The sequence below is a fragment of the Pseudomonas sp. FW305-20 genome, from assembly GCF_058788075.1.
Map to the genome: position 1 here is coordinate 19,904 of NZ_JBYTAJ010000028.1, position 18,345 is coordinate 38,248.

At 59.1% G+C, this 18,345-nt stretch carries 13 protein-coding genes; 8 read left to right on the forward strand and 5 right to left on the reverse strand.

What is annotated here, in order from left to right:
- Positions 1 to 90: 90 nt before the first annotated feature.
- Positions 91 to 2,499 (reverse strand): glucose/quinate/shikimate family membrane-bound PQQ-dependent dehydrogenase, encoded by a 2,409-nt coding sequence (locus tag AC3WP4_RS21440; protein ID WP_074873983.1) that lies wholly within the window; start codon positions 2,497 to 2,499, stop codon positions 91 to 93.
- 214 nt (positions 2,500 to 2,713) lie between these two features.
- Complete coding sequence (locus AC3WP4_RS21445; RefSeq protein WP_102616041.1) at positions 2,714 to 4,096, reverse strand: carbohydrate porin; 1,383 nt, start codon at positions 4,094 to 4,096, stop codon at positions 2,714 to 2,716.
- A gap of 305 nt (positions 4,097 to 4,401) precedes the next feature.
- Between AC3WP4_RS21445 and AC3WP4_RS21450 the strand changes: the two genes are divergently transcribed.
- Positions 4,402 to 4,632, forward strand: coding sequence for a VF530 family protein (locus AC3WP4_RS21450; RefSeq protein ID WP_007944895.1), 231 nt, complete (start codon positions 4,402 to 4,404; stop codon positions 4,630 to 4,632).
- Positions 4,633 to 4,634: 2 nt separating this feature from the next.
- Entirely contained in the window at positions 4,635 to 5,291 is a 657-nt protein-coding gene (locus AC3WP4_RS21455) for a Pr6Pr family membrane protein (RefSeq protein ID WP_102616040.1), read from the forward strand.
- Between the two features lie 178 nt (positions 5,292 to 5,469).
- Here the strand turns inward: AC3WP4_RS21455 and AC3WP4_RS21460 are convergent, their stop codons facing one another.
- Together AC3WP4_RS21460 and AC3WP4_RS21465 are read right to left on the reverse strand one after the other, a co-directional pair.
- Positions 5,470 to 6,255: a siderophore-interacting protein gene (locus AC3WP4_RS21460; RefSeq protein WP_102616039.1), complete on the reverse strand. Its 786-nt coding sequence runs from the start codon at positions 6,253 to 6,255 to the stop codon at positions 5,470 to 5,472.
- Positions 6,252 to 6,827 carry a PadR family transcriptional regulator gene (locus AC3WP4_RS21465; RefSeq protein ID WP_076028505.1) on the reverse strand — a complete coding sequence of 192 codons (576 nt, stop codon included), beginning with the start codon at positions 6,825 to 6,827 and terminating at the stop codon, positions 6,252 to 6,254. The genes AC3WP4_RS21460 and AC3WP4_RS21465 overlap by 4 nt, the downstream gene beginning before the upstream one ends.
- Before the next feature lie 504 nt (positions 6,828 to 7,331).
- Between AC3WP4_RS21465 and AC3WP4_RS21470 the strand changes: the two genes are divergently transcribed.
- The 5 genes from AC3WP4_RS21470 to AC3WP4_RS21490 all read left to right on the forward strand — a co-directional run bounded on the left by AC3WP4_RS21470 (position 7,332) and on the right by AC3WP4_RS21490 (position 13,002).
- Entirely contained in the window at positions 7,332 to 7,808 is a 477-nt protein-coding gene (locus AC3WP4_RS21470; protein WP_102616038.1) for a CS1 type fimbrial major subunit, read from the forward strand.
- 107 nt (positions 7,809 to 7,915) lie between these two features.
- Positions 7,916 to 10,438 carry a CS1-pili formation C-terminal domain-containing protein gene (locus AC3WP4_RS21475; RefSeq protein WP_074873989.1) on the forward strand — a complete coding sequence of 841 codons (2,523 nt, stop codon included), beginning with the start codon at positions 7,916 to 7,918 and terminating at the stop codon, positions 10,436 to 10,438.
- A 4-nt stretch (positions 10,439 to 10,442) separates the two neighbouring features.
- Positions 10,443 to 11,663 carry a hypothetical protein gene (locus AC3WP4_RS21480; RefSeq protein ID WP_074873990.1) on the forward strand — a complete coding sequence of 407 codons (1,221 nt, stop codon included), beginning with the start codon at positions 10,443 to 10,445 and terminating at the stop codon, positions 11,661 to 11,663.
- Positions 11,664 to 11,722: 59 nt separating this feature from the next.
- Positions 11,723 to 12,469 (forward strand): pilus assembly protein, encoded by a 747-nt coding sequence (locus AC3WP4_RS21485; RefSeq protein ID WP_074880501.1) that lies wholly within the window; start codon positions 11,723 to 11,725, stop codon positions 12,467 to 12,469.
- A 32-nt stretch (positions 12,470 to 12,501) separates the two neighbouring features.
- The gene (locus AC3WP4_RS21490; protein ID WP_102616037.1) at positions 12,502 to 13,002 is read left to right on the forward strand and encodes a CS1 type fimbrial major subunit; all 501 of its coding nucleotides are present in this window, start codon (positions 12,502 to 12,504) and stop codon (positions 13,000 to 13,002) included.
- A 70-nt stretch (positions 13,003 to 13,072) separates the two neighbouring features.
- Here AC3WP4_RS21490 and AC3WP4_RS21495 read toward each other — a convergent pair whose 3' ends face one another.
- Positions 13,073 to 16,189, reverse strand: coding sequence for a transglycosylase domain-containing protein (locus tag AC3WP4_RS21495; RefSeq protein WP_074873992.1), 3,117 nt, complete (start codon positions 16,187 to 16,189; stop codon positions 13,073 to 13,075).
- A 662-nt stretch (positions 16,190 to 16,851) separates the two neighbouring features.
- Between AC3WP4_RS21495 and AC3WP4_RS21500 the strand changes: the two genes are divergently transcribed.
- Entirely contained in the window at positions 16,852 to 18,270 is a 1,419-nt protein-coding gene (locus tag AC3WP4_RS21500; RefSeq protein ID WP_074873993.1) for an amino acid permease, read from the forward strand.
- Positions 18,271 to 18,345 lie beyond the last annotated feature (75 nt).

Consider the following 18,345-nt stretch of genomic DNA (forward strand, 5'->3'; position numbering starts at 1 on the left):
TGAACGCATACCGAGCCGATTTGAGTAGTCACTCGCAAAAAAGGCGCCTCCCCAAACGGGAGGCGCCTTTCCTTTAACCGCCGCTAAAACTTACTCGGACAGTTTGTACGCAATCACATAATCACCTTGCTTGGTGCCCAGCGACCCATGACCACCCGCAACAACGAGCACGTATTGCTTGCCGTCCTTGCCGGTGTAGGTCATCGGCGTGGTTTGTGCACCGGCTGGCAGGCGGCCTTCCCACAACTGGTTACCGTTTTTCACGTCGTAGGCGCGCAGGTATTGGTCGAGGGTGCCGCTCAGGAAGGCCACGCCACTGGCCGTGGTGAAGGCCCCGCCCAGGCTAGGCACGCCCATGCTCAGCGGGATCGGAACCGGTGAGCTGTCGCGCACGGTGCCGTTCTTGTGCATCCAGATGGTTTTGTTGGTGGTCAAGTCGACCGCGGCCACGTAACCCCAGGCCGGTGCCTGGCACGGCAGGCCCATTGGCGACAGCAGGGCTTCGAGGATCACGCCGTAAGGCGCGCCTTTGTTGGGCTGTACGCCTTCGGTTTCGCTGACGCGAGGGCCTTGTTTGGCTATTTCGGCGGCCGGGATCAGTTTCGATTTGAACGCCATGTAGCTCGGGTTCACGAAAGCAATCTGACGCACCGGGTCAACCGAGATGCCGCCCCAGTCGAACACGCCGAAGTTACCGGGATAAACGATCGAGCCTTGCAGCGATGGCGGGGTGAACATGCCGTCGTAGCGCAGGGATTTGAAGTCGATCCGGCACAGCATCTGATCGAACGGGGTCACGCCCCACATGTCGCGTTCCTTGAGGGTCGGCGGCACGAAGTTGAGGTCGGACATCGGTTGGGTCGGCGAAGTGTGGTCGCCTTCCACTGCGCCTTGCGGCACCGGGATTTCCTTGATCGGCACGATCGGCTGACCATTGCTGCGGTCCAGCACGTAGATGCTGCCTTGCTTGGTGGACGCGAGTACCGCTGGCTTGACGCCGTCAGCGGTTTTCAGGTCCATCAGGGTTGGCTGGCCGCCGACGTCCATGTCCCACAGGTCGTGGTGGGTGAACTGGAAGTGCCAGCGCACTTTACCGGTGGCGATGTCGAGGGCGGTCAGGCCGGCGGCGTGCAGTTCCGATTCAGGGGTGCGTGCGCCACCGAACTGATCCGGGGTCTGGTTGCCCATCGGCAGGTAGATCATGCCGAGTTTTTCGTCGACGCTGAAAATCGACCACATGTTCGGCGAGTTGCGGGTGTAGACCTTGCCTTCGGCAATCGGCGTGGTGTCGTCCGGGTTGCCGCTGTCCCAGTTCCACACCAGTTTGCCGGTGTGCACGTCGAACGCGCGGATCACGCCGCTTGGCTCGTCGATGGAAACGTTGTCGGTGACGTGGCCGCCAATCACCACCAGGTCTTTGGTGACCGCTGGTGGAGAGGTGGAGTAGTAACCGCCGGCGGTGAATTCACCGATGTTGGTCGTCAGGTCAACCTGACCACCGTTGCCGAAGTCTTCGCACATTTTGCCGGTGTCGGCGTTCAGGGCGATCAGGCGGGTGTCGGCGGTCGGCAGGAAGATCCGGCGCGGGCAAACACTGGCGACTGGCGCGTTGGCAGTGCCGGTAGGGCTCTGCTCGGATGCGTAGGCGGCGTCATCGTGATAGGTCACGCCACGGCAGGTCATGTGCGCCCAACCCTTGAAGTTCGCCGCGTTTTGCGTGGAGAGCTTCGGATCGAAACGCCAGATTTCCTTGCCGGTGTCCGGGTCCAGCGCGATCACCTGGCTGTGCGGCGTGCAGACGTAGAGCATGCCGTTGGCTTTGAGCGGGGTGTTTTCGGCGGTGGTTTCGCCCGGATCGTTCGGCCCTGGCAGGTCGCCGGTGCGGAAGGTCCAGGCCGGAACGAGCTTGTTCACGTTCTGCGGGGTGATCTGGCTCAGTGGCGAGTAACGATCGCCATGGGCGCTACGGCCGTAGGAATTCCAGTCACCGTCCGGCATGGCCGGGGCGGTGTTGCTCATGCCCGGCACGCTGTCGCGATCCAGTTGGCCTTTGATTTCACCCGGGTTGGTGAACAGGCTGGCCAGCGCGGCGATACCGGCAATGACCACGGCAGCGCTCAGTACGCCAGTGCCGACCGGGTTGAATTCGCCGATACGCAATGGACGACGAAACCATGGCAGCAGCATGACGATACCGAGGGCGAAGAGCAGCGCCAGGCGTGGCACCAGTTGCCACCAGTCGAGGCCGACTTCCCACAGTGCCCAGACGGTACTGGCGAACAACACCACCGCGTACAGGCTCAGCGCGGCATAACGGTCGGCAAGCAGCAGCACGCCGGTCAGCGCCAGGCCGATACCGGCCAGCAGGTAATACAGCGAGCCGCCGAGCATGCTCAGCTTGATCCCCCCGGCCAGCATGGCCAGGCCCATTAGCAGAAGCAGGATACCGAGCAGGCTCGGCAGCAGACGGCTTCGACTCAAAGCACCATCAGTGCTCATAGTGTGGTTCTCCGTGACGTTTTAAGTAGTCCCGCGCCAGTTCACTGTAGATGACGATCCGGCGCGGGCAGGGTTCAGTTAAGAAAGGTGTGCGGTTGATTCAATCCCTGTGGGAGCTGGCTTGCCTGCGATGACGGTGTGTCAGTTGGCAAAAGTGTCGGCTGACACACCCTCATCGCAGGCAAGCCAGCTCCCACAGGTCTTGTGGTTTTAATTAGAACGACGACTGGATCTTGATCCCGCCAATCAGCGCGTCATCGACCTGGTCAACGCCACCGGGGTGGCGGATGTATTGCAGGTTCGGGCGCACGGTCAGCCAGTTCGTGACGTGCACGCCGTAATAGAGTTCGGCGCTGTATTCGGTGTCTTGCGGTGGCAGGAAGGACGGGTCGTTGTAGTCGAACACGGCGCGGGCCTGATTGGTCGCCTCGGCGTTCTTGCGATAGGCCGGGTTGACGTGGACGCGAGCCAGGGCGAAACCGATGTCGTCCCTGGCGCGTGCATCGAACAAGCCTTTGTAGACGACGCCCGCCTGGACATAGTTGTCGATGGCGTTGGTCTTCTTGTCGTGCATCGTGCCGTTGGCAAACACGCTCAGGCCCCGAGAGTGGTCGCTGGCGCGGCTGGTCAATTGCTGCTGCACACCGAGCCACACGCCGTGTTTGCTCGACGCGCTGCGGTAAGCCTCGCCACTCAGGGCAGCCGGCTGACCGTTGCTGTCCTTGTAAGCGTCGGTGGCATTGGCATTGCTGTAGTAATAGCCGGCACGGTATTCACCCGGCAGGCCGTTGAGCTTCGGCGACCAGACCAGTTCCACCGGCAGGATCGCCCCCTGGGTGCCGCTGCCGCTGAGCTTGAAACCATTGTCGCGATCAAGGTTCGACGGGTTTTGCTCGTAGGCGCCGACTTGCGCGTACAGCTCGGGCGTCAGGTGATATTTGACCCGCATCGCCCATTGGCTGACCGGCCAGTTGTACCAGATGTCGCCCACCCAGTTACCGACCTGGGAGCCGCAGAACGCCAGGTTCTGGAAGTCGCAGGGGAAGCTGTTGAAATCTTCGCCTTCGCCGAAACGGCCGACTTTGATGTCGAGCTTCTGATCGAAGAATTTCTGCTGATACCACATCTGCGTCAGGCGCCAGGTTTGCCCACGGCCCCAGACTTCCTGAGCCGAGGTGAACCCGCCCACGCGCGGATCATTGATGCGGTCGTTGCTGATGTTGTTGCCGTTGCGCTCGGTGATGGTCAGCTGAAATTCGGCGTCGTCCCAGCCCAGAATTTTCTGCAAGTCCAGATGAGTGCCAAAGCCGAACTGGTCGCTGTAGCGAGCGGTACGGTCGTGGTCGTAACCGCCGTGCAGATTGCTGCCCATTTCGCCGGTGTAATCGACTTTGAAGTCGTAGCCTTTTTCCGAAAGTTCGGTGCGCGTGCCGTTCCAGTCGCCGAGCATCCACGGCGACTCACTGTCGAAAGCCGGAGCGGCCTGGGTGCAAGTGGCGAGGCCCAACGCGGTGAATCCGCCGATCAGGTTCAGGGCTTTTCGATGAGCAATAGGGGGGCAGACAGCGCTGTCTCGCGGAGTTTGAAGATAAGGCATAGGGGAAGTAATTCTGGGTCTTTTTCTGGGAAGTGAACTGAAGCGGCAGTATGTCGCGGGCAACGGAAGCGTTTCAGCTTGACGGGCGCAAGGATAATGTCCTGTTACAAATAGAGAAAGCGCTTTTACTGACATGGAGCGTTTCGGATTTGGTAACAGTGCGCACCGCTTGCTCCTACAGGTCCGGGTGCGTTCTTTTGCAGGTCACCTACATTTAATGGAGGAACACACAGAGCGCTTCCACCCGACCACACCCTCGGCTAAGGTGCGCGGCTTCCCATTCTTTCACCGCTCGAAGGCCCGGCATGACCGAACAGAACAACAACCCGCTGCACGGCGTGACCCTGGAACAAATCCTCAACGCGCTGGTTGAACACTACGAGTGGTCGGGGCTGGCCGAACGCATCGATATCCGCTGCTTCAAAAGTGATCCGAGCATCAAGTCGAGCCTGACTTTCCTGCGCAAAACCCCGTGGGCGCGGGAAAAGGTCGAACGCTTATACGTGAAGTTGATGCGCACCAAGCGCCCGGTCTGAGCATGGTTAGCCTCTCGACGCCGGGGGCCGCCGCGAGGCGTCGTTTTGTTGCAGTGGCGACGGTGCTCGGCTGGGCGGGACTGAGCATTCAGCTGTACCTGATTTTCTACTCACGCTGGACGCTGGAGGCCAGCCTGCTCGGCGGGCTGGTCAGCTTCTTCAGCTATTTCACGGTGCTGACCAATACGCTGGTGGCGACCGTGCTGACCTGTGAACTGACGTCCCGCGAGTCGGCGACACGCCGCTGGTTTTTGCAGCCGTGGGTGAGTAGCGGCATTGCCGTGAGCATCGCCGTGGTCGGCCTGGCCTACAACGTGTTGTTGCGCCATTTATGGCATCCACAAGGCTGGCAATGGCTGGCCGATGAGCTGATGCATGACGTCATGCCCCTGCTGTTTCTGGCGTATTGGTGGTGCTGTGTGCCGAAAGGCGCGTTGCGACTGCGGCATATCGCTGCGTGGGTGATCTATCCAGTGGTGTACTTCGCGTATTCATTGTGGCGGGGGCATCTGCTGGCGGTTTATCCCTATCCGTTCATTGATGTCGAGAAGCTGGGTTATCCACAGGTGTTTGTGAATGCCGGGGGGGTATTGGTGGGATTTGTGGTGATTGCGCTTGTGTTGATTGGGCTGGATCGCTGGCGCGCGGGTCGAAAGTGAACACTGATGGTGATTTGATTACTTTTGTGGCGAGGGAGCTTGCTCCCGTTGCGCTGCGTAGCAGTGCTAAAACCTGCGACTGAGTTTTAACTGAAACACCGCGTATGCTGATTTCACGACTGCTTCGCAGCCGAGCGGGAGCAAGCTCCCTCGCCACAAAAAAGCTTATAAGCCTTGATCACTCATCAACGCTATCATCCAGCCGCCAGTAACCCACGGCTTTGACGAACTTTTCATCCAGCCCATGCTCATCGAGCAACACCCGGCGGATCTGCCGCGACACTTTGCTTTCGGTCGCCACCCAGGCGTACAGGTTGCCGCTGGGCACTTGCAGTTCCTTCACGGTGTTGAGCAAGTTGTTCTTCCCGCCTTCGCGCAAGACCCAGATCACATTCACCTGCGCAGCGCTTTCCAGCTTCTGTTGCTCGGCACCGTTCTCCACTTCGATGACCGCCAGCACCCGGCGATCGGCCGCCAGGCCTTCCAGGCGTCGAGCGATCGCAGGCAGGGCCGTTTCGTCACCGATCAGCAAGTAGCTGTCGAAGATGTCCGGCACGACCATCGATCCCCGTGGCCCGCCGATGTGCAGGAACTGGCCGGGTTTGGCTTGCTCGGCCCAGGTCGAGGCCGGGCCGTCGCCGTGCAGCACGAAGTCGATGTCCAGTTCCAGCGTGTCGAGATCGTAACGACGCGGCGTGTAATCGCGCATGGCCGGCATCGGCTGATCGGTTTTGCCGGCACCGAGCACCAGGGTTTCCAGCGCCGCTTGTTCCGCCGCGTTTTGTGGAAACAGCAGTTTGACGTGGTCGTCCGTGCCGAGGCTGACGAAGCCCGCCAATTCCGGACCACCCAGCGTGATGCGACGCATGCGCGGCGTCAGGTCGACCACCCGCAACACTTCCAGACGACGGCGTTTGATCTCGTGGCTGACACGGTGGATGGTTTGCACGATCACTTCAGTCATTCGGCTTGCTCCTGAGCGGGTTGAACGGCAGGGCCGTCGACGATGGCTTTGGCGGTGTTGTTCAGCAGGTCGCGCACCCGCAGGATTTCTTCCGGGCTCCAGCGGCCGTGATGCATCTGCAAGGCATGACGCAAGTTGTGCACTGCTTCGTGAATTTCGGCGGGACGGTCATGGCCGCGCAATGAGCGCTTGCTGACTTCGATGCGCATCCGCACGCCGTCCAGTGCGATCGCCTGATCGCTTAATGACAGACGTCCGGCCTCGGTGATGGTGTAGCGTTTTTTTCCGCCCTCGGCGTCGCCCAGGATCATTTCGCTTTCTTCGAGGAAGGTCAGGGTCGGGTAGATCACACCGGGGCTGGGGCAGTAGGCGCCGTCGAACATGCTTTCTATCTGGCGGATCAGGTCATAGCCATGGCACGGCTGTTCGGCGATCAGCGCCAACAGCAGCAATTTCAGGTCACCGGGGGCAAACACCCGGGGGCCGCGTCCACCGCGTTCGCGGCCGGGACGTTTCTCGAAGCCGTCGCGGCCGTCACCGTGTTCACGGTGGGGGGAATGATGGTCTCTCATTTTTTGCTTTCTCTCGTCGTGTTTAGATACAACTTAAGATATATCTTAACGAGAAGGCAAGGACTCCCGACCAGTGGCTACCCCGAACGTCGCGTCGGGTCGAAGCCTGCAATATCAGAAAAATGGTGGTTTTTAATTCAGTTAAAGGCCGGAAATTAGTGTTAACTCTCTAATGTTATGTGTGTGCCTAATGTTTGCTGGGTATGTAGTGTTAGTCCTACAGAAGTTGCTTCGTTAATATCTCGTTGTTATTGCTGATAGAGCAGGGTTTGTAGTCTGTGTCTTACAGTCAGACAGTCACTTTTATGTTATTTCAGGTTTTTTCTTTCCTCGCTGATGCACTTTGGCTACACAGTTGTCGGAACTTGCCTGCTTACTTTCCAGAACAATTGGTCGATCATCTTTCGGCGTTGAAAGTTCAGTTGAGTCATAACTGCTCGTGACAGTTCTACTTATTCAGGAACTTTCAACGAATCGATTATTTAAAACGACAGGTACTGACTAATGTTCAAGAAAATCGCGTTTGCTGCTCCTTTGGCTGTTCTGGCACTGAGCTCCTCGATGGCGTTTGCCGCTACCGAGGCCAAGCACTCCATCAACATTTTGGCCCACGTTCCGGCCGACGATTTCTACGCGGTACCGGTCGATGCGGACCTGGTCAACAAGGACCAGGACATGAGCTACAACCCGTCTACCGACTCCATGAGAACAGTCGACGGGCACTTTGACGTGCTGCACACCGCCGGCAAGGTTCACGCCCGCCTGGAAGGCGTGCCGAAGCTGATTGCCGGTAACAAGACCATCGACCTGAAAGTCGAGCTCAACGGCAAAACGCTGACGACCACTTCGCAGGAAGTTGTTGGCGAAACCGAGTCCAACGTCCGCTATCGCGCACCGTTCAAAATCAGTGCAACAGGCGGCAAGCCTGATGCAGGTGATTACACCGGCGTTGTCCTGCTGGTCGTTGAACCTTCCGTCTAAGTAACACTCGCGGCAGAACGTTTACTTATTCAAAGTAACGTAACCGGTCGGCAAACTTTCGGTTTGTCGGCCGGGTTTTGACTTCCTTGTAATCAGAGTACTTGTTCATGTTCCCGATGACGCCCATCGCGGCAGCGCTTGCGTTGCTGTTATGTAGCAGCGCATTTGCGGCGCCGACTTCTATTGATAATACCCCCAGAAGTTTGCTGGCCCAGGCCAAGGGTCTGCCGGCGGATTTCGAGGAGCATTTCTTCGATGTGCCGTTGGCCGTTCGGGTCGAGCTCGATCAACAGCCTCTCGGCGAGGCGATGATTGTGTTGTCCCGCGACGACCGGGTGACGTTGCTCGATTTCACCGATACCAGCGAAAGCCGTTTTGACGCCAGTGAGCGCCAAACCTGGGCCGATGTTCTCAAGCCCGGCGTGGCGCTGGGCGCCTGTACCGGCCAGTGCCCGGAACAGATGCTGGCGGTTCACTACAACCTGGAAAGCTCATTGCTGTCGATCGTCACCGAAAATGCCGAGCGCGACACTCAAGCCAAGCGGTTTTACGAACAGCCCGAAGGCGGCAGCAGCGGCCTGATGGTGCGCAACCAGCTCAACCTCAACGGAGGCCAGGAACAGGATCTGGGGGGGCGCTTCGGCCTCGAAGCCAGTGGCAGCCTTGGCAACTGGAGCCAGACCTTCAACATGCAACTGGCACGTCTTGGCGGCCCGGACACCAAGACCTACCACGCGGTGCATGAGCTCTACACCCAGCGCGAACTGCAAGGCAGTTTTTTTCGACTGGGATATTTCACCCCCAATTCCGAAGGCCTCACTCGCCAGCCGCGCTCGTTTGGCACCAGCCCTGACATCGCCGTGGGCGTGATGTACGGCAGTTCTGACAGCCTGGCGATCGACAGCCCGAAACCCAGTGTTTATCCGATTTATGTCACCGCCAATCGCCAGGCCTCGGTGGAGATTTATCGCGATGGTTTGCTGATCCACACCCAATCCGTCCCGGCAGGTTTGCAGACCCTCGACACCCGGCCATTGCCCGGCGGTATTTACGAAGTGGAAGTGCGATTGATCGAAGACGGTCAAACCACCACGACCACCCAGGAACTGATCTACAAACCGAACAACTGGCGCAATCTCGATGAACGCTGGCGCTACAACCTGTTCGCCGGGCAGGAAAGCAAACTGCTCAGCAACTGGGATCAACAGAACGACGGCGATGCGACGGCGGGAGCTGCGATCAACTACCTGCTGCATCCTCGAGCGATTCTAGGGTTGTCGGCACGTCAGGTCCGCAACACCCTTCAGTACGGCAGTTCCATCGACTGGAGCCTGGCCAACAGCATCAACCTCTACGCCAATCTGTACCAGACCGAAGACCACGGCAGCGGCGCCGATCTGCAAGCGCTCTACAACTATGGTTCCGGCAGCCTGGTCGTGAGCCATAACCGCAGCTGGCTCGACACCACCAACACCTACGACACATTGCCCGACGGCACCCGCGTGCGCCAACGTAACGTGTTCACCGGCGAAACCAGCAATTCATCGCTGGCGTTGAACCACCGGATCAGCCGCAAAAGTTCGCTCAACGCGCGGGTGTCTCACAGCGACGGCAACGTTGAAGGCGTCGGCCTGGACCTGGGTTGGACGCAACGCATGACGCTGCTGGGCAGCGATGCCAACTGGCGACTGTCGCTGTTCGATCGTCCGGGCAGCTTCAGCAGCGGCGATGCGCGTAATCGCGGGGTCGATCTAAGCATCAACATGGCACTGGGCGGACCTGGTCAGCAGGTATCCGGCAGCATCGGTTCGCGTACGGCCCGTGACGGCAGCCGCGACAACAACGCGTCACTCGGTTACCGCAAAGACCTGCAAGACCATGTGCTGCAAAGTGTCTCGGTAACCGCGCTCACAGACACTTACGGCGTCGGCTTGTCGAGCCTGACGAACTTTCGCACCGATGCAATCAACGGCGACGGTTTTGTTCAGCGTTCCTCCTTCAACGGCAACTTCACAGGCGGCGTAAACCTCGACAGCACGGTGGTCGTTGGTGGTCAGCGCATGGCCCTGACCAGCCAGCATCAGGGGCGCGGCGCCGGGATGATTGTCGACATCGAGTCCGATATCGACGGCATCGCCCTGCGCGCCGACGACCTCAGTGGCGGCAGCGTGGCGTTGCGCCCGGGGCGCAATTTCATTCCATTGACGGCCTACAGGAACAGCTCGGTGAGCTTTGATTTCGAAGGCAACCATGTGCCGGCGGCGAGCATCGAACCTTCCCGTACCCGCTATCACTTGAACAAGGGCGGCGTGGAATATCGCCAGGTGCGGGTGATGAAAACCCTGACTGTGCTCGGACGCTTGCTCGATGCACAAGGACAGCCGCTCAAGGGGCATCACGTGATCAACCATGCCAGCCGTGGGGTGACTGAAGTCGACGGGTTTTTCTCGATGGAGATGAACGCCGGTTCACCGACCCTGGAGGTGCGTTACGCCAATCAGCTGTTGTGCCAGTTCCGCCTTGATGCCAATCGTTATCGCAGTGAAAACAACGTGTTGATGATCGGTGATCTGCAGTGCACGCCGGACACGCTGGCCGATGCCAGTTCCTCTGACCAGAAGGCAGGTTGAAGCCATGAAAATCTCTACTATCGGCCTGGCGCTGGCGATGACGCTGGTGGCTCCATCGGTTGGGGCGGTGAATCAGGAGATCCGGGCGCTGTTCACCCCCGATCCCTCGCAGCCGCAAAAAAACGTATTCATCAACAAGACCCCGAACAGCGGCTATTGCGCGACTTACCCGGACCAGTGCCAGGACAACAATATGTTCAGCATTCGTTTGCCGATTCGCTTCGGACCGAGGGCAAACATCGGGCGTCTGGATCTCATCCCTGTGAAAGTACCGGCCAACTGGCGGCAACTGACGGTGACGAACAGGCAAACACTGGAAACCGAAACGGTCGAGGTGCGCATTACCGGTGTCGGTTCCGAATACGTCCTGAGTCATTCGGCCGCCAGCCTGGTCGGTGTGACAGACATTCTCGAGGGACATCAGAAACTGTGGTACGGCAGCAGCTGGGTATACGCGCCACCTCCTTGCGAGTACAGCGGTGTAGGGGCGTACTCACCCAGTACGTATCGATTCTTCTGGAAAACCCCGACAGAGGCGGCCTGCAACAAAAGAACCTACTTTGCTATCCCGCACATGTCCTTCGAAAATCTGGATATTGCCTATGAACTGCGCACGCCCAACCCGCTGGGAATGTCGAGCGGGCTCTATACCGGATCGATGAGCTATCGGGTCGGCCCAGGCGCTGATTTCGACTTGGGAAGCATGCCTGCGAACGACAGTAACCTGACCCTGGACTTCGTGCTGGACGTACAGCACACGCTGAAAGTCGATATCCCTCCTGGCGGGGAAAAAGTCCGGTTGACCCCGGCAGGTGGCTGGCAAAGCTGGCTGCAGGAAGGGCGAAAGCCTGTACGGCTGTTCCGGGATCAGAGTTTCAATATCTCGGCGTCGACGCGTTTCAAAATGCACCTGGAATGCGAAATCGCCATAAACCCTTTTGAGTGCATGATCCTGGACCGCAAGACCGGGCGTGCGGTTGAGGTGCAGGTCAGCACCACGCTGCCCAATGGCCTGACCGACCTCGCCGGCCAACCGGTCAAGCAACGCCGGCTACGTACCGGTGCAGCGAATGCCCAGCAGTTTCAACCGAGCTTTTATGTGGAAAGGCGTCCAGGCGTACTGCACTTCGAAATTCCAGCCAGTCAGATGGGTTTCATGCTCAGCCCCGGCCAGGCGGGCTACTACGCCGGCAACGTCACGGTGATCTGGGATTCGGATCTTTGATGGGCTACGTATCGCCAGGTGCCATTCGTGTTGTGTTCATTGTCATGAGGTTCAAGGGTATGAAACGTCTGTGGTTGCTGTTGGGGTTGAGCGGTTTTTCATTGGGTCTTCAGGCCGGGCCGCAGATTAACGTCGGAACGGTCTACGACTATCTGGATGGTGACAAGAGCACGTACCTCAAGCGTGTGTTCAACCGCGGTGACAGCACCGCGTTCGTCAAAGTCAACATCCTGGAGATCCTCTACGACGACGATGGCACGTCCCGTGAAGTGCCGGTCAAGACCCAAGCGGATGCGAGTGGCCGCGATGGCTTGATGGCCAGTCCCGCGCGCTTGATCGTGCCGGCCAATGGCATGCAGGGCACACGCTTGCTGCTGATGGGCAATCGGGACACCGAACGATATTTTCGCGTGCGCTTTGTGCCGGTGGTGCCGGAAAAGGAAGACGATTTTGCGGTGTCCAGCGAGGAACGCGATGAGTACAAAAAGAATCTGTCGGCGGGGGTCAACGTCATGACCGGGTTTGGCACGGTGTTCTTCGTGCGGCCAAAGGACACTCGTTTCGACAGCGTGATCGATGACGCAGCCGAGCGTTACACGCTGCGCAATAACGGCAATACGGTCGTGGTGGTCGACGAGTTTCGCAACTGCTCGCTGAAGGATGAAACCGAGTGCGAGCCGACTACCAAACACCACATCCTCGCGGGCAAGACGTTCGAATTCGAGAAAAAGCCCGGTCGCGAGTACCGCTTCAATCTGGTCGAGGGCAACGCGAAAAAAACGCTGCGCATCGCCAGCAAGCAATGAAGAGGTGATCGGTGATGCAACAGATAACTGACATGATCAAGCAAGCGACCGTCGCCGGATGCGTGGGGGCCTTGACGCTGATAAGTGCTTGCGCTTTCGCGGCGCGGGAGGAGCACATGTTCGAAGTGTCGGCGGATATTCCGACCCTCGGGTTTTACGTAATCCCGGCCGAGTCGGACTGGATTCACCGACCGCAGCGGTTGAACTGGAACCCTTCCACCAAGACCCTGAGCAGCGTGCGCAAGTATTTCGATGTGCGGCATGACACCAGCGCCATTGAAGCGCGCCTGGAGGCCACCCCCTACCTGTCGAACGGCAGGCCGAGTGACAACATGGCATTGCGGGTCAGTTTCAACGGGGTGGAGTTGAGCCCGGACCTTTCTTCACGGCTGGTGGTGTCGGCGGCTGAAGCGGCGGCAGGCACGCGGGTGTTGCTGGAAATCGCGCCAGTGAAGCCGCCCGGGGGATACCGCCCGGGGGATTACGACGGCAACGTACTGTTGTTGTTCAACGCCAGGGCGCCGGGGGAGTGAGCGCAAGCAGCGCTTCGGTTTTCAAGGCGCTCGCGCATCGGCCGCCACCATTGAACTGAATGTCTGAAACTCACAGTCGCGATGTCGGAACCGGCGCACACGCGACACTGCTTCCCGGTTGCAGATACGGCGTCAGAATCGGCGCCATCCCCTTGAGCACTTGCACTGGCAGGGCAGAGGTGAACTTGAACGCTTCGGCCGTTTGCCCGGGCACGAACGCGGTCATCGTGCCGAAGTGACGATCGCCGATGTAGAACACGAAGGTCGCGGTGCGGTTAATGGATTTCGAACTCAGAATTCGCCCCCCCGAACCGAAGGCTTCGATGCGGTTATCGCCCGTACCGGTTTTGCCGCCCATGCCCAACGGTTTGCCATCAGGCGTTATGAAACTGCCGGAGATGCGTTTGGCTGTACCGGCATCCACCACCTGCGACAACGCTTCACGCATGGCTGTGGCCACCTCGGAAGACATCACCCGTTTACCGACATCCGGGTTATTGATCAGTTTGGTTTCGTACGGTGTGTTCGCTGCAAAATGCAGGCTGTCGATGCGCAGCGTGGGCATGCGCACGCCATCGTTGAGGATGGTGCCGATCAGCTCCGCCAAGGCTGCCGGACGATCGCCGGAGCTGCCGATGGCGGTGGCCAGCGATGGCACCAGGTGATCGAACGGATAGCCGACTTTCTGCCAGCGCTGGTGAATGTCGAGAAACGCCTCGATCTCCAGCATGGTGCGAATGCGGCTGTCGCGCGCACCCTTGTGACGGCTTTTGAACAGCCAACTGTAGACTTCCTGGCGTTCGAACTGGCTGGCTTTGACGATCTGGCTGAACTTGGCGTCGGGGTTGTTCAACAAATAGCCGATCAACCAGAGATCCAGCGGGTGAACCTTGGCGATGAAGCCTTGGTCCGGTAGGTCATAGGCGCCAGGGCCGTAGCTTTCGTAAAGCCGCTGAAGACGTTCGTCAGTCAGTTTTTCGGTGAGCTTGGCGCCTTTGAGGTGCGAGCGCACGAACATGTTGAAGCTTTCCTGACTGGCCTGTGGCAACAGATACCTATGCACCGCGGCCATGCGGATCGGGGTCGGGCGCATTCCGTCGAGGAAGGTCTCGAGTCGCGCCTGGGTGTCCTTGTTCTTGTACTTCTTCCAGAACTTCAGCAGGAACGATGTGCCTTCGCGGTCGGCAAACGAAGCCAGGTATTCCTGACGCCGAGGGTCGCGGTCGTCTTTGAGCAATTCGGCGCTGCTATTGGGGCCGGAATACGTGGTGTAGCGCACCAGGTCACGCATCAGCCGAATGAATGGCAGGTTGATCGACTCGCGCAGGGCATCGCGCAGGGTCGGGAGGCGCCCGTTGTCTTCTTTGCGAAAGTTAACGAATGTGTGCAGCCCGCCACCGGTGAAAAAAGCTTCACCGGGGCTGGCCGAGTATTTGCGATCCAGTGCAGCGCCGAGCATGCCTGGCAAATTGCGGTCCTTGGTCTGGATCAGGTAATCGACGGCCCAGCGACTCAGGCGGTCCTGATCCGGGACGTCGACCTTCTTCAGTTCCGGGACGGTCATGGCTGCGTATTTTTCGTGCAGCTCGGCGATGATCTGCAAATAGGTGGTCAGCACACGCATCTTGGCGGTGGAGCCCAGTTCCAGCTTGCTGCCTTCATTGATATCGAACGGCTGGTCGGTGCTGTCGGTCTGCACCCGCACCCGCGAACCATCCGGGGTCAGTTCGAACAGTGTGAAGCTGTAGCGCACCTGGGCGGTACTGGTGGGGGTCAGCAGGCGTTCGCCCATCAAGCCGATCTGCGCCGCAAACTCAGGGTCGGCCAGATGCTTGAGGTACTCGGTGGCCTGGGCTTGCAACTCGCCTTGCAGGGTGCTGGTGGCGGAAAGATCAAGGCGATCGAGGTCGTACAGCGGACGGTTGAGCAACCCGCCCAGACGACTGCGTGCCACGCTGATGCCCTTGTTGGTTTCGATGGGCTGAATGGTGGGTTGTGTCTGCCAGTCGCGATAGGTCACTTTGCTGGCCAATGCCGCCGCCGCGAGTGGCGCATCGATCACGCCATTCTGAGCCAGCAGGCGGATGTGGCTGTCGGTGAGGCTGGCCAGTTCCTCGCGGCCCTTGGTCAGGTAGTGGGAAGGGCGGCGCTGGGCAATCATCAAAGACAGCATCTCCCGCAGGGCCAGACCTTTTTCCGACATGCTTTTCGGATCGGTCTCCTTGCTGGCCAGCCGCTCGTTGGCCTGGTTGAAGTCGGCGCCGTACCAGACACGCAAACCTTCGGCCATGCCATGCACTTCACCGTGGCCGGGTACCGCCGACAGAGGCACGCTGTTGAGGTAATCGCGAATCACATTCTGCCGGGCTTCAAGGGTCTCCGGCCCGGCCTGATAGGCGCGCACGCTGGCAGAAATCATCTGACGGATTTTTTCCGCGCCCGACACGGTCAGGCCATCGGGTGAATGCCGGTACTTTTCAAGTTGCGTCGCCAGGGTACTGCCGCCCGCCGACTGGCCCGGCAGGTGCATCAACTTGGCAACCTGGGACCACGCTGCCATGCCGAACCGAGGCCAATCCACGGCGGGGTTGGCCCGGGGCTGACGGGGATCGAGCAAGAAGCGGTTTTCGATGAACAGCAAGCTGTTGACCACCACGGGAGGGATTGCCGCAAAGCTTGAATACAGTTGTTGTGGGTACTTGTACTGGTAAAGCGGTGCCGCACGGCAATCGGTGATCGACAATCCCGCCTGGATTTTTTCCGGGTAGGGCACGAAAAAGCCCTTGTCGGTGTAGTCCATCAGTTTTTGTGAAAACCGGGTCTGGGCTGCCACAACGTAGTCACGCTTGATCAGACGTGGCAGGAATTCATCCAGAGAGCTGTAGCCCAGGCGCAAGTCGAAAGGACCGGCACCGGGATAGCGAATGGCATCGCTGGGACCGGGTTTGAGCTCGTAACTCAAAGTGGCGGCGTATTGGCTCAGTTCCCGGGATTGAAACTTCGACGTGCGCATTTCCTTGGCTGCGGCCAACCCGACGACAATCAGGATAATCAGCAACAACAACCAAAACGCACCCCAGCCGTGCCTGGTGCGACTGCTTCGGGATTTTTCAGGTAAAGGCGTTTCGTCCATACGTCCAGTCTGAACCACATTTTTACTCGAATCGGTTTGCCACAAAACGCCCATAGTCGACTGATCCATTCACGCAGATTGAGAGGACTTGTCTGAAGCTTAGACGGTGGTTGGCCTTGGTGAAAAAATTGTGAATGCACAAGTATCGATTTCCCATCATTCCCTGTGGTGAGGGGGCTTTTGTGGCGAGGGGGCTTGCTGTGGCGAGGGGGCTTGCCCCCGTTGGACTGCGAAGCAGTCCCATCAGGAACATCGCGTGTACCGGTAATACGACTGCTGCGCAGCCGAACGGGGGCGAGCCCCCTCGCCACAAAGCCCCTCACCACAAGAGCCCCCTCACCATGCGCGGTGGGGAGTCTGAAACGCCTGAACTAGAGCCATCAGACGGTAACTTCTACGCATGTAGGGGCATGACGATGCACCATTACCGTGCAATACTCTGCGCCGCTTAATCGGCAACTAATCCTACGTAAGCCAGGTAATGCCACTCCGTAAACCGCTCTTTTCCCGAGAGTTCTCGCTGAATGTTGTGGTTTATAGAGTGAAAAGCCCTGTCAGAAGCTTTTTATACTGCACGCCCCGCTGATCTTGCCGGTTTTGTCCTGCAAGACGGGTTTGCCCACAAAGCAGGCCCGGTTTCAGAAAAGCATTGGCTTACCGGTCAGCGCTTCGACACTCGGTGGTCATATCCAATAACAAGATGAGGTTGTACTCCTATGCCAGGCAATCACCTGCCCAATGGCGAGACCGCTCAAGGCGGCCCGCTCAAACGCGAACTCGGCGAACGGCATATTCGGTTGATGGCGCTCGGTGCCTGTATCGGTGTCGGTCTGTTCCTCGGTTCGGCCAAGGCCATCGAGATGGCTGGCCCGGCAATCATGCTGTCCTACATCATCGGCGGTCTGGCGATCCTGGTGATCATGCGCGCCCTCGGCGAGATGGCGGTGCACAACCCCGTCGCCGGCTCCTTCAGCCGCTACGCTCAAGACTACCTCGGCCCATTGGCGGGCTTCCTGACCGGCTGGAACTACTGGTTCCTGTGGCTGGTGACCTGCGTTGCGGAAATCACCGCGGTGGCGGTGTACATGGGCGTCTGGTTCCCTGATGTGCCGCGCTGGATCTGGGCACTTGCCGCATTGATCAGCATGGGCTCGATCAACCTGATCGCAGTAAAAGCCTTTGGTGAGTTCGAGTTCTGGTTCGCCCTGATCAAGATCGTCACCATCATTGCGATGGTGATCGGCGGTGTCGGCGTGATCGCATTCGGTTTCGGCAACGACGGTGTGGCGCTGGGGATTTCCAATCTCTGGGCCCACGGCGGCTTCATGCCCAACGGTGTGCAAGGCGTGTTGATGTCCCTGCAAATGGTGATGTTCGCCTACCTCGGCGTCGAGATGATCGGCCTGACTGCCGGTGAAGCGAAGAACCCGCAGAAGACCATTCCCAATGCGATCGGCTCGGTGTTCTGGCGGATTCTGCTGTTCTACGTCGGCGCGCTGTTCGTGATCCTGTCGATCTACCCATGGAACGAAATCGGCACCCAGGGCAGTCCGTTCGTGATGACCTTTGAGCGCCTGGGCATCAAGACCGCCGCTGGCATCATCAACTTCGTGGTGATCACCGCGGCACTGTCGTCGTGCAACGGCGGTATCTTCAGCACCGGGCGCATGCTCTACAGCCTGGCGCAGAACGGTCAGGCCCCGGCCGGTTTCGCCCAGACTTCGAGCAATGGGGTGCCCCGTCGCGCGTTGCTGTTGTCGATTTTCGTGCTGTTGCTGGGTGTGCTGCTCAACTACATGGTCCCGGAGAAAGTCTTCGTCTGGGTCACCGCGATTGCCACCTTCGGCGCGATCTGGACCTGGGTGATGATCCTGCTGGCCCAGCTCAAGTTCCGCCAAGGCCTGAGCGCCAGCGAACGTGCCGGCCTGAAATACAAGATGTGGCTGTACCCGGTCAGCTCGTACCTGGCGCTGGCGTTTTTGGTGCTGGTGGTCGGCCTGATGGCGTACTTCCCGGACACTCGCGTGGCGCTGTATGTGGGCCCGGCGTTCCTGGTCCTGCTGACAGTGTTGTTCTACGTGTTCAAGCTGCAACCGACCAATGTGTCGCAGGGTGCGGTGCGTTCGGCTTCGTAAGGTGTAACGCCTGAAATGAAAAAGCCCCGGTCGTGATGATCGGGGCTTTTGCGTTTGGAGGGTCAAAAGATCGCA